The organism is Paenibacillus sp., assembly GCF_035645235.1.
Classification (GTDB): Bacteria; Bacillota; Bacilli; order Paenibacillales; family YIM-B00363; genus Paenibacillus_AE.
In genome coordinates this window covers 15230-30217 of record NZ_DASQMZ010000025.1, presented here as the reverse complement: position 1 = coordinate 30217, position 14988 = coordinate 15230, and the positions used below count along the sequence as shown (strand labels likewise).

At 56.3% G+C, this 14988-nt stretch carries 14 protein-coding genes and 2 riboswitches; of the genes, 10 read left to right on the top strand and 4 right to left on the bottom strand.

The genetic code is table 11. The features are described 5' to 3' along the window. Positions 1-184: hypothetical protein (locus VEZ38_RS02380; protein WP_324891579.1), on the top strand; the 184-nt coding region annotated here is incomplete at its 5' end. A gap of 46 nt (positions 185-230) precedes the next feature. After that, entirely contained in the window at positions 231-722 is a 492-nt protein-coding gene (locus VEZ38_RS02375; protein WP_324891577.1) for a hypothetical protein, read from the top strand. Between the two features lie 1287 nt (positions 723-2009). On the opposite strand, the gene VEZ38_RS02370 is transcribed toward VEZ38_RS02375, so the two are convergent. Both VEZ38_RS02370 and VEZ38_RS02365 read right to left on the bottom strand, forming a co-directional pair. After that, positions 2010-3011, bottom strand: coding sequence for an HD-GYP domain-containing protein (locus VEZ38_RS02370; RefSeq protein ID WP_324891575.1), 1002 nt, complete (start codon positions 3009-3011; stop codon positions 2010-2012). A 21-nt stretch (positions 3012-3032) separates the two neighbouring features. Next, positions 3033-4874: a FapA family protein gene (locus VEZ38_RS02365; RefSeq protein WP_324891574.1), complete on the bottom strand. Its 1842-nt coding sequence runs from the start codon at positions 4872-4874 to the stop codon at positions 3033-3035. Between the two features lie 76 nt (positions 4875-4950). Next, a riboswitch (cyclic di-GMP riboswitch) is annotated at positions 4951-5040 on the bottom strand. 382 nt (positions 5041-5422) lie between these two features. Here VEZ38_RS02365 and VEZ38_RS02360 point away from each other — a divergent pair. After that, the gene (locus VEZ38_RS02360) at positions 5423-5554 is read left to right on the top strand and encodes a hypothetical protein (RefSeq protein ID WP_324891573.1); all 132 of its coding nucleotides are present in this window, start codon (positions 5423-5425) and stop codon (positions 5552-5554) included. Positions 5555-6108: 554 nt separating this feature from the next. Here VEZ38_RS02360 and VEZ38_RS02355 read toward each other — a convergent pair. After that, positions 6109-6687: a CBO0543 family protein gene (locus tag VEZ38_RS02355; protein WP_324891571.1), complete on the bottom strand. Its 579-nt coding sequence runs from the start codon at positions 6685-6687 to the stop codon at positions 6109-6111. 140 nt (positions 6688-6827) lie between these two features. Here VEZ38_RS02355 and VEZ38_RS02350 point away from each other — a divergent pair, with 140 nt between their 5' ends. From VEZ38_RS02350 to VEZ38_RS02335, 4 genes are all read left to right on the top strand, one after another. Continuing rightward, on the top strand, positions 6828-7832 hold the full coding sequence (locus tag VEZ38_RS02350; protein ID WP_324891569.1) for a DUF3231 family protein: 1005 nt from the start codon (positions 6828-6830) through the stop codon (positions 7830-7832). A 102-nt stretch (positions 7833-7934) separates the two neighbouring features. Beyond that, complete coding sequence (locus tag VEZ38_RS02345) at positions 7935-8201, top strand: hypothetical protein (protein ID WP_324891567.1); 267 nt, start codon at positions 7935-7937, stop codon at positions 8199-8201. Between the two features lie 126 nt (positions 8202-8327). Beyond that, positions 8328-8732, top strand: coding sequence for a hypothetical protein (locus tag VEZ38_RS02340; RefSeq protein ID WP_324891565.1), 405 nt, complete (start codon positions 8328-8330; stop codon positions 8730-8732). 29 nt (positions 8733-8761) lie between these two features. Then, positions 8762-8839: riboswitch (ZMP/ZTP riboswitch) on the top strand. 70 nt (positions 8840-8909) lie between these two features. Next, positions 8910-9575, top strand: coding sequence for a trimeric intracellular cation channel family protein (locus VEZ38_RS02335; RefSeq protein WP_324891563.1), 666 nt, complete (start codon positions 8910-8912; stop codon positions 9573-9575). A gap of 36 nt (positions 9576-9611) precedes the next feature. Here VEZ38_RS02335 and VEZ38_RS02330 read toward each other — a convergent pair whose 3' ends face one another. After that, complete coding sequence (locus VEZ38_RS02330) at positions 9612-9833, bottom strand: alpha/beta-type small acid-soluble spore protein (protein WP_324891561.1); 222 nt, start codon at positions 9831-9833, stop codon at positions 9612-9614. A 402-nt stretch (positions 9834-10235) separates the two neighbouring features. On the opposite strand from VEZ38_RS02330, the gene VEZ38_RS02325 reads away from it, so the two are divergent. The 3 genes from VEZ38_RS02325 (at position 10236) to pheT (ending at position 14891) form a co-directional block, all read left to right on the top strand. Continuing rightward, entirely contained in the window at positions 10236-10997 is a 762-nt protein-coding gene (locus tag VEZ38_RS02325; RefSeq protein ID WP_324891559.1) for a sulfite exporter TauE/SafE family protein, read from the top strand. A 384-nt stretch (positions 10998-11381) separates the two neighbouring features. Continuing rightward, positions 11382-12416: a phenylalanine--tRNA ligase subunit alpha gene (pheS, locus tag VEZ38_RS02320; protein ID WP_324891557.1), complete on the top strand. Its 1035-nt coding sequence runs from the start codon at positions 11382-11384 to the stop codon at positions 12414-12416. 15 nt (positions 12417-12431) lie between these two features. Then, a complete protein-coding gene (gene pheT, locus VEZ38_RS02315; protein WP_324891555.1) occupies positions 12432-14891 on the top strand; it encodes a phenylalanine--tRNA ligase subunit beta in 2460 nt (819 codons plus the stop codon). Positions 14892-14988 lie beyond the last annotated feature (97 nt).

The window sequence follows — 14988 nt, the reverse complement described above, 5'->3', positions numbered from 1 at the left end:
TGAAAAAAAAGTGGGGAAGGTTTACGTAAAGAAAATAACGAAGGAAGAACGTGAGGAAAAGCTGAAAAAAATGAAATTTTCCAAAGACATTACTCAGGAACAAATTGACTTACTCAGTGACGCAATGATTATGGAATTAAGTAAACAAGATGGAGAAGTTGTAAGAATCTCAAGCCGAAAGTAATTTTAACTCAAACGAGGGAACTGATTCTGATTTTAGCGCTTACACTATGCCTACTTCAGAATTTAAAATGACAACAGTTGCACAAAGAATTTATGAATTATCGACTTCCTATGATAACTTCCAGTTCATAACTGAAGGAGATTGGATTGTTAACCCAAACTATGAGTTTACAGACGCTATCGCTTTAGCTTGGTCAGATGAATTTACTGTGTATGATGATTACTCGTATATTATTTCAGGAAACTGGTATGACTACAGTAGGACTAGCTTAAATGCTGTCGTCCCAGAGGGTGGAGTTGGTTATGATGTTGACCTTCAAGTAGGGACAGACGACGATGCTGTATTCCTTGTAGCCACAGTATATAAAAATGCCACTACTGGTACTGCTAATGTGGTCGGAGAATATGGCCATGTTGAAATCATGGCGAGTTCTATTGGTTTAGGCTTTAGCTCCACACCGCCGAGCGTCAGTATGTCCGTTGGTTTCCAGTCTAATCTTGAGAAAGCTTCCCCTGCCTATGATGATTTCGCCTATTAAGAAAGGAAGTTTTTTTTGTTAAAGCATTTTTTAGGTGGACTAATAGTTTTCATAATCGGTTGGGTCTTAGTGCTAATAATGTCAACGATTTTTTCAACTACAAATGAGCACTCTCACTTTGTTGCCATCGTTGCATCAATATTATACCTTTCTTCTATAATCTATATCAGTTTGAGAATGAAATAGCATTGATTGATGCGTATCAATTTGGAAACATTCCCAATAAGCAGGATTATTGATTAAGGATGGCGGCAGTCAAGGACTTGATTTTCGGTTCTTGGCGGCCGCTGTTTTTACACTCAGGCCAGTTGAATGTAGCAAGGTCATCATTTGATTTACATCTGGGATCTCTATTTTGTTCACATGTTGGCTCTTAAGGAAAAGTTAAATTACTTTGAATCGTGAATTAACGATCCTGTCGTCCGTCACTGCAACTTCGAGAGTAATTAACTTTAAATACCTTTTTTGTCGATGAGCGAAACATGTTTACGAAGAGCTCAGCGTTGGTCGCGAGCGGTGACGCCTCGACCCTGCTAGTTTATTGATACAAGACTTGGCTTTGCAATGGGGCGTGCTGGATATCATTGCCTGATAATCGCGATGGGTGTCAGGGGAGCCGGCACCAGGAACGCTCCGCCCATGATAACTGCGACGTAGGTCCTGTTTACCCATGCTCATCTGGAACCCAATGATAATCAACAATGGTCAGAGACGCGGAAGAGGCGCGCACGATTTTCGAGACGAAGCACCCGAAGTGGTGGCGTGAGGGCCGCTAGCTGAGCGACTCGACGAAGCACAAGACGGCCGCGTATGGCTTTGATTTCTGCCATCGTGTCGCCGTCACGTCTCCGGACGCCCGGCGGTGCGATCAAGGGAAAGATCATGCATGCGTTCGACCCGCTCATCGATCTATTCGTGTCGCTCTCGTATCCGGTGGCAGACGTCATGATCGCGGGCAGTTGCCTGTTCATTATGATGGCAACCGCGATCGTGGAATGCAGCTGCTGCAGAACGCGGCGATCGGGTACCTGCTCATGTAACTCTCGCCGTTGATGCTGGACCTGCTCGTCGGGATCGGGGAAAGTGTGTGACACAATTGCCGCAGCGCGAAGGAAAGCTTGTCACATGCACCCGATACTGCGACTCAACCCGACAACATCCACGAAATAACGCGGTTTACGTGACACGTTTAGCCGGCGAAGAGAGGCGGAGCCGGGCTACTGCGGTTCCTATCGGAAGCGATAGCGGAGTTGGCGGGCGATTTTACATGTCGCCCGCCGTCAGGAGTTATATTTGTTCAATACGTATTGAGGGTTCTTGGGCTAAGTCGATGAACTGATCTTCGCACATTATCAACGGGTTACAAAGGTCATGGGGGTGGATTTGAACAATTCTCCCTTTTCGACCGTCTGTAAGCCGCACTTCGCTACCGATGAGCGCCTCCATTGATTTTTGTGTGAATACTGTAACTATTCCGGGGTCATAAGAACCGTATGCTCCGTCATAGACCTCCCTTATGGCCTGGTAAAATGGAGATGCCTCTTTGTAGGGGCGTCTAGAGAGCATGGCATGGAATACATCTGCAATAGCCACAATTCGACTATGTAAGGTTGTTTCGTATTTCAAGTGGTTCGGATAGCCACTACCGTCTAGCCTCTCATGATGCTGAAGCGCAACCAAAGCGTGTTCGATCGATAGACCTTCGGTGTTGCGTATTAGTTCGTACCCAAAGGAAGTGTGCATTTTGACAAGTTCGTACTCTTCAGGCATGAGTCTGCCGGTTTTATTTATAATATGCGATGGTATTTTTGATTTCCCGATATCATGAAGCAGTGCTGCTACTGTTAAAGTGTGCAATTGCTCCGAGGGGAGATCCAGCCATTTGCCGATGAGCGTAGAGAGGGAAGCAACGGCAATGCTATGATGGTAGGTGTAGTCATCGATTTTAAGCAGTCCGGTTAAAACGGTATGCAGGTCATAATCTTCCGAGAGTTGTCGGATCAGAGGGACGGCGTACTCCGTAATCCCTCGTATAAAGATCTGGTTCGAGTTTTTTGCGTTTTGAAAAATGTCCTTCCATTCTTGTACCGCCTTGGCAATCACGATTTCGACCGGCTCGACGTCCTCGACGTCGTCTTCTGCGATGACGATGCCTTGGCTGCTGAGGCTCGCGAGATGCTTTTCGTTCAGCACTACGTCTTGAGGAAGGTAGAGAATTCCCGAACGGTTTAAAATGTTTTTATTAAGCTTCTTCCCCAATAATCGGCTGTTCGTCAACTGGCTGTTCATTGCTCTACCCTCCATGGTCCATTAAGGTTGAATGGATTCCATTGTCAACCGGTTGTCGCGTATCAGGAATTTTGTGTGTTCAATGGGTTCTAAGATTTCTTTCAAGTACCGGCCGACGAACACGCGCCCGTCGTACATCTTCGCGACCATCACCTTGGTTCCCGCTTTCAGGTTGCAGGCGCCTCCCGACGTGCCTCCGACGGTCATCGCGGAGATGGTTTCTCCGGACTCCAGCGTAGAGCCCCTGCAAACCGCGTTTTTTTGATAAAATACTATGTTTTTCTTCGCGTAAAGATGGCATTGGACTACACCTTCTTGCCGGACGAGAATATCCCCGTTCGACATTAACGTCGATAATTGGCATTTCGGAATATCCATTCGTACGTCGGTTTCCTCGCATCGTTGGATTGATTCGGTGGTCTCGATTAAATGCTGCTGTAAACCGTTCAAGAACGACACGGGGTCAACCTTCATATAGCACGAGGGCAAGAGCAGCGACATCAGTTTTTGTTTTAGATCCTCCAGTTGATCTCTCTGTATGTTTTGGATGGTCACAATGCTGGCGAGAATCTCCTTCGCCGTGCCCGGAATTTCCTTGAACTTCGTCTCGGCGAGCAATTGATACGCTTGCGAGATCGGTACGGATTTCCCCTGGGCCTCCAGCTTAGTTAGTAAAATCTTGGCTGCGTTCCTAAGGTTCTGCAGTTGTTCGTTCAGCTTCTTAGAGTGGTTGAACAGACGGTTATATAACACGCCGAAGTGTCCGGAGTACAGCTTGCCTCCGATCACATTTCCCTTCACCAGGATGCTGCCGGTAGCCGTAATGGTCGCATTGTACACGCTGCCCGAGATATAAACGTTCCCCAGAGCTTCGATCGTCATCCCGTCGGTTACATTCCCGTAGACGATTACATCTCCGGCAAAGAAGATGTTCCCCGTCTTCAAATCTACGTCGTTGGAGACGACGTAGGATGGATTAATACTAATGAATTTCACCCGATCCCCTGTAATTCGGGGCCTGCCTTCCTTCAATGCAATCACATCACCGGAAGGTGTAACCTGAATGTATTGCTTCGGGACGAGGATAATATCCCTAGGTGCCGCAGGCTCGATTACGCCTCCGAAGATGTCGTATCCCCTGGCGCCTTTCACCGGCGGAATTTTCCGGGCGACAAGGTCCCCCGCCTTGGCCGAAGGGATCCTAAGATGATTACGAAAATCAACCTGGCCGTTCACTTCTTCGTAGCAACTCTCGATACTTTCGTTAAAAAGAAGCTCCAATGAGCCGTCGATCGTCGGAACCGGGTGTATGCCTTCGGCGATAACAATTTTCTCGAAAGTGGGGTGTTCCAATTCGTCCGCGAGCTTCTTGCCGTCATATTTGAAAAGCATAATTTCGTGCAGTGCCAATTGGACGTCTCTGAGCTCGAGTGTCCGTTCTATCCGTTCGGGATCCGGCACGACCTCGATACGGAAGGTATTGTATTCGGAGGGGGTGACAACGAGTTTCTGGGCATGCTGCTCCTTGGAAAACAGGCAAAACCATGCGAGCATTCGGTCCTCGGCGACATCAATGCGAAACATCGGGGGTACAGGCGCTGCCCATGCAACATCATCCCCGGGAATGACCGTGATTCGACCGGATTTACTAAATCCGTTCACGATAAGGGTTAGCGGGTCGATGGCTTCGAAGTGGAGCGGGGATTCCACTGATGGATGGATGATGATCTTATTTCCATGAATTTGTATGCAATCGGAATCGATTTGTTTTACTTCAGAAGGGGGCTCATCGACAATTTCCGTTGGGGGTACCAGTTGTAAGGTGTTTATCAATTTCAGAATTTCTTGCTCCGAGAGCGCCATTGAGTACACCTTCCTTCCCAAATAAAAATAGACTATCCCGAATAATAGGGATAGTCAGTCTAAGGAATCCCCACTTTTCGGTAACCCAGCCACCATAGGTTATAAATAAACCATTAGGTCTGAAGCTTTGCGTCCCCGCCTTTAGGCGGGTTTGCCATTGTCGAAGTGAGATATTATGAATGTATTTTTCTAAGAAAAAATGTCGAAAGTTCTAATTTAATTGTAAAGATTTTCTTAATCGTAGTCAATAAGTATTGATAAAAAAACGAGTTCATTAGGTCGATACTACCAAAAAACACGGGATATTAATTAGATACATTGTTGTTGTAACGAGATGACTAAAAGTAGTGCATTCGCGCAATTTGGTGCGTCTTGGGACGATATTTCGATCCAGAAGCTCTGGTTGGGTTATTGGCGGCGGGATGCGGCGTGGTTGGCTGGGGAGAAGCAGAAAGAGAAGGAGGCGAAGGTGGGGCGGCGGGTGTGACACACACGCGCCGCCACGGCCGTTCGGCGTGAGGCGGTAGCGCGGGAGGCGTCGAAGCCGTTTGTGGACGAGAAGAGGTGGGGGCTGTTCCGGTGACGTCGCCGCCGCGATCCAGCAGCGCCGGCTGGAGCACCAGCGGTGGGATGCGGGGTGGTTGGCTGGAGAGAAGCAAAAGTTTAGGGAGGCGAAGTAGATTACGACTGAAGATAAAATGTACAAAGGACACTCTCCCTAGCAGATGAGTGCCTTTTGTATTAAGAAGAAACAGCAAAAGGATTTTTTTTAACTCCTTCGATCGGTGGGATCTCAAGATTTGAAATTAGAAGTTCCTTTGCTTTTTCGAACCGCCCGCGGAGTAATCGAAAAACAATGATTGCTGTTTTATATCCTTATTTGAACTTCCGTAAAGATGAGAAATGAAATTGCAATTATCATAGCTCAAAAGCCACGGGGAGGAGAGTTTAAAAAGGGCTTTTGATAAATCAATATGATCCTTTTCATCGAAAAATTTTCGATAAAGTTTTTTGCCTTTAATACTTAGGTTTAGATTTAGAGGAGAATGTTCTTTCCGATTATTCCATCGGGTCGCACACCCCGCCGGCATTTTTGCTGCTAAGTTCTATTTGCGAACTAACAAAGCGCCTTCGTTCGTTTTGCGAACGATAGGCGGAATGGACCTCGAATCGTACAAGGCGCATTTGCGGCAGCGAACGACGAATCGTGCCGCATACGCGCCCGCCCCCTCGCTCACGCCGCGGGCTCGGCGGCGCCTTGGTGGCGCGCGAACAGGTCGGTAATCCACTTGGACGTCAAGGCGATGAAGTAGTACCCTGCGAACAGATGAAGGAAGTTTGCGCCTCTATAAAATTGAAACAGATCCAAGGCCGTCATGATCGGCTTGAGCCCGAAGGCGAAGGCGAGGGAGAGCAGGAAGAACCAAAAATAGTAGTTTTTCTTCCGGTTCAAGACCCACTGATACAACAGCATATAAACGACAGGCACAAGCGATGAGTCCAAGCCGATACTGACGGTCAGGAAGGGGAAAAATTTATAAGGATATTCCCAAAACCCGTGCAGCGTGCCGAAGGCGTCGATATACGTGAAGACCATGTGAACGAGCAAGCCGTAGAACGAAATCCGGAACGCCTGCCGCCTCTCGAGCGCGAAGGCGAGAAGGATCAGCGGCGCGACGATGATGAAGACGTTAAACCAGAACTGCCAAGTGCCCGCATTGGAAAACTCCAGCCAATATTGCAAACGGTCCTGCGTATTTTCCGCCAGCACGTCCCCTAACCTTTTCAACATCGCTTCTTGTTTGTCCGACATCGACGAGCGCCTCCCTTGTTATCAAGAGAATTCCTCGCTTTGGGTAAATTTATCCAAAAATTTGTTGAGTTACGTTTAATAATCTTGGAACGGGAAGCGCATGCTACGGGTATCATCCCGCGAAATGGGGCTAATCGGATATGTCGATGAAGGAGCCGCTTACTTCCGCCGAAATGGGAAAGCTTTGGGCGACGTACATGGGAAACAGCATGGCCGTTTGCGTATTGCAGCATTTCTTGCAACATGTAGAGGACGAGCAAATCCGAAACACGTTGCAAAAGGCATTCGGGCTGTGCAAGGAGTTCAAGCAGGGGTGTAAGTCCGTCATGGAAGAGGCGGGGATGCCGGTACCAATCGGGTTCACGGATCAAGATTTCCATGCCGACGCCCCACGGCTGTTCGAGGACAAATTTTATTTACACTATTTAAAATATGTGGCGAAGGCGGGCCTAAGCCTCTACGGCATCGCCGTACCGCTCGTCACGCGATCGGATATGCTGGATTTCTTCACGCATATTCTGCGCTCGACCGTCGATTTGATGCGAGAGATCAATTTCGTGCTGGAGGAGAAAAGCTTCCTCGTCCGGCCGCCGCTCATTCCGCTGCCGCCGCGTTCCGAAATCGTGGAGAGCGAGAAGTATCTCAGCGGGTTCTTCGGAGGACCGAAGCGGCCGCTTCAGGCGCTGGAGATCGCGCACCTGCACGACAACTTGGAAAATAATTTAACGAGCAGGACGGTGCTCGCCGGGTTCGCGCAGGTCGCGGGAACGGACAAGGCGAGGCGGTATTTTATTCGGGGCGGGGAGATCGCGGAGAAGCATGTCCAAATTTTCGGCGAAATTATGGGGAACGAGCAGCTGCCGACGCCTCCCACGTTGAATCACCTGGTCACGGAGTCGACCGTGTCGCCCTTTTCGGACAAACTCATGGTATTCCACAAGCTCGACATGTTTGCGATGCGCATTCGTTCGTACGCCAACTCGATGGCGGTCAGTCCGAGGCACGATTTGGCCGCGACCTACGGACGATTGATGCTCGAGGTCGGGAAATACGCCGAGGACGGCGCAAAAATGATGATCGACGCCGGTTGGATGGAGAAGCCGCCGGAGGCCGCCGATCGGGAAGCGTTAGTGTCCCGTTCGTAAGAAAATCGAGTGCCCTGCAAGCCTGCGCGTTCGCGTTAGGCTTCTTTCGCTTGCAGGAATCAGAAAATTTAGGATGGAATAAGAACGAATGTTTGGGGTATAATGAGAACATACATTCGTTACCGGGAAGTGATGGGCGATATGCGAAAGACGCTTGAGAAATACGCGGGGCAAGCGGTCGTAATCATCTATGCCGACCGCCGGCATCGCATGACGAAGCGGCGGGTAAGGCTGCTGGCGGTGGAGGAAGATCGCATTCAGGCGTTTTGTTTGGAAAAGGGGGCTCCCCGGACGTTCCTGACGGCGTCCGTGCTAGCGGCGGAGCCGCTCGGCAAAGCGGGCAAGACGGCGTTCACGTTCGGCGCTTGACCGCTCGGCCTTCGCGTTACATCTAAATTTGCGCCGGATCGCCTTATCTCTCTCGAGCGGCGATTCTACCCCGCCGTCCCGTCCGGCGCCCTTCCTGCATAGACTGGCAGGGAGGAGGTGTAGCAGATGGACTTCGAGGTATACGACATCGCGCTTATTCCGATCGTCATTGCGCTCGTTCGCCTCGCGGGGAGCATGGGCGTTCCTTCGCGGCTGCTGCCGGCCGTCGCGCTGGCGCTCGGCCTCGTCGGCGGCTTCGTCTATCTCGCGCCGGACGACCCGAAGCGTGCGGCGCTCGTCGGCGTCGTTCTCGGCTTGTCGGCGATCGGCGCGCATTCCGGCATTAAAAACACGATCGAGCGCAAGGTGAAGGAGGAGCTTCGGGAGATCGTGCCGAAGCAAGTCGAACGGGAGGTTCGGGAGGCCGTCGAAGCGGAGAGGCTCGCCCAACCGGCCGAGCCGGCGGCCGACGAAGTTTCGGCGAAGCCGGCGGAGGATCCGGCAAATATCGGGTCTAGACATTCCCGATAGCCGATGGTATCTTATACTCATAATTGCAATCGAACGCGCGTAACTGGCGAAGCGTGGGGGACCACGAGGGAGCGCGCGGGGGATAGCCGTACGCCTGGGCGAAGGGTTTGAAGCGGGGGTTCCGTTTCGGGCGCTTCTTTTTTTTGCGCGAACGATGCGCGGGGAGGAACGAGAAGCATGGTTGCATGGGAACTGCTGACGTGGGTCGGCACGGTCGCGTTCGCGATGAGTGGATCGATCTCGGCGATGGAAGAAGAGTACGATATCCTCGGCGTATACGCGCTAGGGCTCGTCACCGCGTTCGGCGGAGGCATCGTGCGCAATATGCTGATCGACGCGGACGCCTCTGCTTATGCGCTGTGGCAGCAAGGCGACTTGCTGCTGATCGCGCTGACGGCGAGCTCCATCGTCTATTTCGTGCCGCGCCTGTGGGCGAATTACGCGAAGACCTGGGTGTTCTTCGACGCGATCGGTCTCGCGGCGTTTGCGATCCAAGGCGCGCTCGTCGCCGCCGAGAAGCAGCTGCCGCTGCCGGCTATCGTCGTCGCGGCGCTCTTGACCGGCTGCGGCGGCGGCGTCATCCGCGACATTCTGGCGCGGCGCAAGCCGCTCGTCTTCCGCGAAGAGGTTTACGGCGTCTGGGCGATGCTCGCCGGGCTGGCCGTCGCGATGGGCTTCGGACGGGGCGGCGCCGAGATGTATGCGTTGTTCGCGGCGCTGCTCGCGCTTCGCATGCTGTCCGTACGACTGCGCTGGCGGCTCCCGAAGCGGTCGTTCCGCGCCGCACCCGGCGCGAGCGGCTTCGCCGGCCCCGCGGACGCGACAATCCCCGCCGACCGGTAGGGCCGACGGGGATTATGTACCGGACGCGCCGTCCGGTTAGACGCGGCCGCCGCGAGCGAGCGTTTCTTCCGCGATTTGAACCATCCTGCGGACCATATGTCCGCCGATGGCGCCCGTGTCGCGACTGGAGACGTACCCGTAATATCCGTCCGGCGGCAGCTGCACGCCGACTTCTTGAGCGACTTGGTGCTTCAGCTGGTCCATGGCTGCATTCGCTTGCGGGACGATCAGGCTGCTAGGGCTCGAGTGTTTGCTCATTCGATATCACCTCCATCGTTGTTGGTTTTATTGTTAGACAATTCAGAAAATGCTATGCAAGCCGTTTCGCAACTTTTTTAGGTTTGTCGGAAGACGTTTTCGGCTGACGATGCCGCCCGCTGGCGGTTTTTACCGTTTCGGCGGAAAGCAACCGCTCACTTCCGAACGTTCCGGCGGCCCTGCGTGCGAAATGATGGGTTTTTCCTCAGCGTCTTCTCCGCAATCCCCCGCCCTGCCGCCCGTCCGCCCAGGCCCAGAACCGGCCGCGGCGTGACGGGCGTCTCTCTTTTTCCCAGAAATACTTTATCGATTGCCTCCATCACCCGTCTAGGTTCCGCGAATACACTATCATAGGTTTTGATGCTACCGATAAGCATCGCTTATGGAAGGCGGGTGATAAGCTTGGAATTGGAAATCGTAGTGATGGGTTTCTTGGTCGGAGGGCTCGTCGGTCTTACCGGCGTCGGCGGCGCGGCGTTGCTTACGCCCGTACTGATGTTGATCGGCATTAGCCCGAGCGTCGCCGTTGCGACGGATTTATTTTATAACTCGGTCACGAAGCTCTTCGGCAGCATTCAGCATATCCGCCAGAGGACGATCGACTTGACGCTTACAAAATATTTGGCGATCGGCAGCGTACCGAGCGCGATCGGGGCCGTACTGCTCGTTCAGGCGTATCCTCCGCTGGCGGCCCACCAAGACGCCATCATGAAGCATGCGCTGGGCGTCGTGCTTATTATCGTGGCGCTGGCGACGATCGTGAAGCAGTTTTTCACGAAGCTGGGGTCGAACCGATGGCAGGATATGCCGACGGAAAGCAAGAAAGGGTTGACGATCGCGGTCGGAGCCGCGCTCGGCTTCGTCGTCGGACTCACGTCGATCGGTTCGGGCAGCTTGTTCGCCCTCGCCATGATCTACCTGTATCGCCTTAAGGCGGCGCAGCTCGTCGGAACCGATATTTTGCATGCGTTCCTTCTCGTTACGGCGGCGGGCTCGATTCACGCGATCTACGGCAATATCGATTATTTGCTGGCGGCGAATTTGCTCGTCGGTTCGGTGCCCGGCGTCGTGCTCGGCAGCCGGTTGTCGGCGAAGGTGCCGGGGCGGCCGCTGCGGACGGTCATGGCGACGCTGATCCTGATCAGCGGCTTGAAGTTGCTGTAACGGTCGGCTATAATAAGCAGAACATGGATATGACATGCAATGAAGGAGTCCAGTAGGCGCGCGAATTCGCGCAGCACAGGGAGGAACGGCCGCAGATTGAGAGCCGCTCCGCCGCGCAGCGACGCCGAACCTTCGCTCCCGAGCAGTCGACCCGAACCGCGCCGAAGGGCGCGCGCGTAAGGTGGACCGGCAGGCGGCCGTTATTCGCCGTTCGAGTGCGCAGCGCTGCGCGCGGGGGAGGATCGTTTTCCGAATTCGGAAAATGTTCTCATCGCCGCGTCAGCTGCGAATGAGGGTGGTACCGCGACCTTTTCGTCCCTTAGGCTAGGGAGAAGAGGTCTTTTTTTTTATGGGTAAGAAACGATCGACCAAGGAGGATGCGGGATGAAGGACAGATTAGAGGCGCTGCGCGCGGAAGCGCTGCAGGAGCTCGCGGGCGTCGGCGATCCGGCCGCGCTCGGAGAGCTGCGGGTGAAGTATTTAGGCAAGAAGGGGCTGCTGACGGAAATATTGCGCGGCATGGGGGCGCTGTCCGCCGAGGAGCGGCCGATTATCGGGCAGGTCGCCAACGACGTGCGCGGCGCGATCGAGGCGGTGATCGAGGAGAAGTCCGCGGCGTTCGCGCGGGCCGAGACCGAGCGGCGCCTCGCGACGGAGACGATCGACGTGACGCTGCCGGGCCGGCCGGCGCCGGGCGGGGCGCTGCATCCGCTGACGAAGATCGTGCAGGAAATCGAGGACATCTTCATCGGGATGGGCTTCACGGTCGCCGAGGGGCCGGAGGTCGAGACCGACTATTATAATTTCGAGGCGATGAACCTGCCGAAGGATCACCCGGCGCGGGATATGCAGGACTCGTTCTTCATTACCGACGACATCCTGCTTCGGACGCATACGTCGCCGGTGCAGGCGCGAACGATGGAAGCGCGCGCGGGGCGGGCGCCGGTCAAGGTGATCTGCCCGGGCAAGGTGTACCGCCGCGACGACGACGACCCGACGCATTCGCATCAATTCATGCAGATCGAGGGGCTCGTCATCGACAAGGGCATTCGTATGAGCGATTTGAAGGGGACGCTGCTGCAATTCGCGCGCGAGATGTTCGGCCCGAACGTCAACATTCGGATGCGGCCGAGCTTCTTCCCGTTCACGGAGCCGAGCGCCGAGGTCGACGTCACGTGCGCGGTATGCGGCGGCAGCGGCTGCCGCGTGTGCAAGCAGTCGGGCTGGCTTGAAATTCTCGGCTCGGGCATGGTGCATCCTCGCGTGCTCGAGATGAGCGGGTACGATCCGAACGAGGTGAGCGGCTTCGCGTTCGGCATGGGCGTCGAGCGGATCGCGATGCTGCGGTACGGGATCGAGGACATTCGGCATTTCTATACGAACGACGTGCGGTTCTTGCGTCAGTTCGCGCGAGGGTAAGGGGGAGAACGAGCGATGTATGTTTCTTATCAATGGTTGTCGCAATACGTCGATCTGGCCGGCGTGTCGCCGGAGGAGCTGGCGGAGAAGCTGACCCGCGGCGGCATCGAGGTCGACGGCGTGGCGCCGCGCAATCTCGGCGTCGCGAAGGTCGTCGTCGGGCATGTCGTCTCGAAGGAGAAGCACCCGGACGCGGATAAGCTGAACGTGTGCAAGGTGGACGTCGGCGGGGCGGAGCATCTGCAAATCGTCTGCGGCGCGGCGAACGTGGACGCGGGACAGAAGGTGCCGGTCGCGCTCGTGGGCGCGTCGCTGCCGGGCGGCCTTGCGATCAAGCGGGCGAAGCTGCGCGGCGTCGAGTCGATGGGCATGATCTGCTCGGCGAAGGAGCTGGGGCTGAACGATAAGCTGCTGCCGAAAGAAATTCAGGAAGGCATTCTCGTGCTGCCGGCCGGCACCGACGTCGGGACCGACGCGGTATCTCTGCTCGGCATCGACGACGCGGTGCTCGATCTCGATTTGACGCCGAACCGCAGCGATGCGTTAAGCATGATCGGCGTCGCGTACGAGGTCGGCGCCTTGCTCGATCGGCCGGTGCGGCTGCCCGAGGAGAACGAAGGCATCGTCGTCGACGAGGCGTGCGCGCCGGCCGCGGCGCGCGTGCGCGTGGAGATCGATGCGGCGGACGATTGCCCGCATTACGCGGCGCGCCTCATCGAAGGCGTGACCGTCGCGCCGTCGCCGCTCTGGCTGCAAAACCGGCTGATGGCGGCGGGCGTGCGCCCGATCAACAACGTCGTCGACGTGACGAATTTCGTCATGCTCGAGTACGGGCAGCCGCTCCACGCGTTCGACGCGGATACGCTCGCCGGCGGCGGCGCCGTCGTGCGAGTGCGCCGCGCGCGCGAAGGCGAGCGGCTGACGACGCTGGACGGCCAGGACCGCGCGCTCGAGCCGCATATGCTGCTCATTACGGACGGCGAGAAGCCGATCGCCCTCGCGGGCGTCATGGGCGGCCTCGCGACCGAGGTGACGGCCGGCACGACGCGGATTTTGCTCGAATCGGCGCGTTTCGCGGGCCGCTCGGTGCGCCGCACGTCGCGCGAGCTCGGCCTTCGCTCGGAGGCGTCGCTTCGATTCGAGAAGGAAGTGAATCCGGAAGCGGTCATTCCGGCGCTGAACCGCGCGACGGCGCTGCTGTGCGCGATCGCGGGCGGCCGCGCGGCGCCCGGGCACGCCGAGGCGCTGCTCGACGCGCCACGGCCGCGCACGGTGCCGCTGACGGTCGCGCGCGTCAACGATACGCTCGGAACGTCGCTTTCGAGCGACGAGCTGCGCGCGATCTTCGCGCGGCTCGGCTTCGCGGTCGCCGGCGACGGGGACGCGCTCGAGGTGACGGCGCCGCTGCGCCGCGGCGACATGACGCGCGACGTCGACCTGATCGAAGAGGTGGCGCGGCTGTACGGCTACGACAACATTCCGATTACGCTCGTCCGCGGCGCGACGACGCCCGGCGCCTTGACGAAGCATCAGCGCGTCGCGCGCGAGGCGCGCCGCGTCCTGACCGGCGCGGGGCTGCATGAGGCGATCACGTACTCGCTGACGGCGGAAAACCGAATCGGCGCGCTGGGCGGGTTGTTCGAAAGCCGCGGCCGCGTGCGCCTCTCGATGCCGATGAGCGAGGAGCGCAGCGTCCTGCGCACGAGCGTGCTGCCGCACTTGATCGAAGCGGTCATGCATAACCGCAACCGCGGCATCGACGACGTGGCGTTGTTCGAGCTCGGCAGCGTCTTTCTGACCGACGAGACGGACGCGATCACGTCGCTGCCGCGAGAGCGGCGGACGCTGGCGGCTGTCGCGACGGGGGCGAAGGCGGAGCCGAACTGGTCGGAGAGCGGCCGCGCGAAGGTCGACTTCTACGACCTGAAGGGCAAGCTCGAGCGGCTGACGGCGCACCTCGGCATCGAAGCCGTGTACGAGCGTTCCTCGCCGGAGGGCTTCCATCCGGGGCGTACCGCCGATGTGTACGCGGCAGGCGCGGACGGCTCGCGCACGAAGCTGGGCCGCATCGGCCAAATTCACCCGGCGCTGCAGGCGGAGTGGGAGCTCGACGACACGTACGCGTTCGAGCTGGACTTCGAGGCGCTGGCGGAAGCGGCGGTGCTGCGGGCGAATTACGATCCGCTGCCGCGTTACCCGGCGGCTTCCCGCGACATCGCGGTCGTCGTCGGCGGGGGCGTGCCTGCGGGCGATCTCGTCGCGACGGTGCGGGCCGCGGGCGGCGCGTTCCTCGAGTCGGTCCGCGTCTTCGACGTGTACACGGGCGAGCGGCTCGGCGCGGACAAGAAGAGCGTCGCGCTGGCGCTCGTCTACCGTCACGGCGAACGAACGCTCACCGACGAGGAGGTCGCGGGCGCGCACGAGCGGGTCGTCGCGGCGCTCGCCGAACGCCACGGCGCGGAGCTTCGGAAGTAAAGCAAGAAAAACACAAAGTTGTATAATCGAATAGCAGGAAACTGCGCCGGCCGCATCGAATACGTACGAAAGTTGACGATGCGACGGCGTTTTTGTT

Excerpts from the sequence above, each read along its gene's own strand:
- VEZ38_RS02375 (WP_324891577.1), top strand. The coding sequence starts at position 231 with ATGCCTACTTCAGAATTTAAAATGACAACAGTTGCACAAAGAATTTAT.
- VEZ38_RS02370 (WP_324891575.1), bottom strand. The coding sequence starts at position 3,011 with ATGAACAGCCAGTTGACGAACAGCCGATTATTGGGGAAGAAGCTTAAT.
- VEZ38_RS02365 (WP_324891574.1), bottom strand. The coding sequence starts at position 4,874 with ATGGCGCTCTCGGAGCAAGAAATTCTGAAATTGATAAACACCTTACAA.
- VEZ38_RS02355 (WP_324891571.1), bottom strand. The coding sequence starts at position 6,687 with ATGTCGGACAAACAAGAAGCGATGTTGAAAAGGTTAGGGGACGTGCTG.
- VEZ38_RS02350 (WP_324891569.1), top strand. The coding sequence starts at position 6,828 with ATGTCGATGAAGGAGCCGCTTACTTCCGCCGAAATGGGAAAGCTTTGG.
- VEZ38_RS02345 (WP_324891567.1), top strand. The coding sequence starts at position 7,935 with ATGAGAACATACATTCGTTACCGGGAAGTGATGGGCGATATGCGAAAG.
- VEZ38_RS02340 (WP_324891565.1), top strand. The coding sequence starts at position 8,328 with ATGGACTTCGAGGTATACGACATCGCGCTTATTCCGATCGTCATTGCG.
- VEZ38_RS02335 (WP_324891563.1), top strand. The coding sequence starts at position 8,910 with ATGGTTGCATGGGAACTGCTGACGTGGGTCGGCACGGTCGCGTTCGCG.
- VEZ38_RS02330 (WP_324891561.1), bottom strand. The coding sequence starts at position 9,833 with ATGAGCAAACACTCGAGCCCTAGCAGCCTGATCGTCCCGCAAGCGAAT.
- pheS (WP_324891557.1), top strand. The coding sequence starts at position 11,382 with ATGAAGGACAGATTAGAGGCGCTGCGCGCGGAAGCGCTGCAGGAGCTC.
- pheT (WP_324891555.1), top strand. The coding sequence starts at position 12,432 with ATGTATGTTTCTTATCAATGGTTGTCGCAATACGTCGATCTGGCCGGC.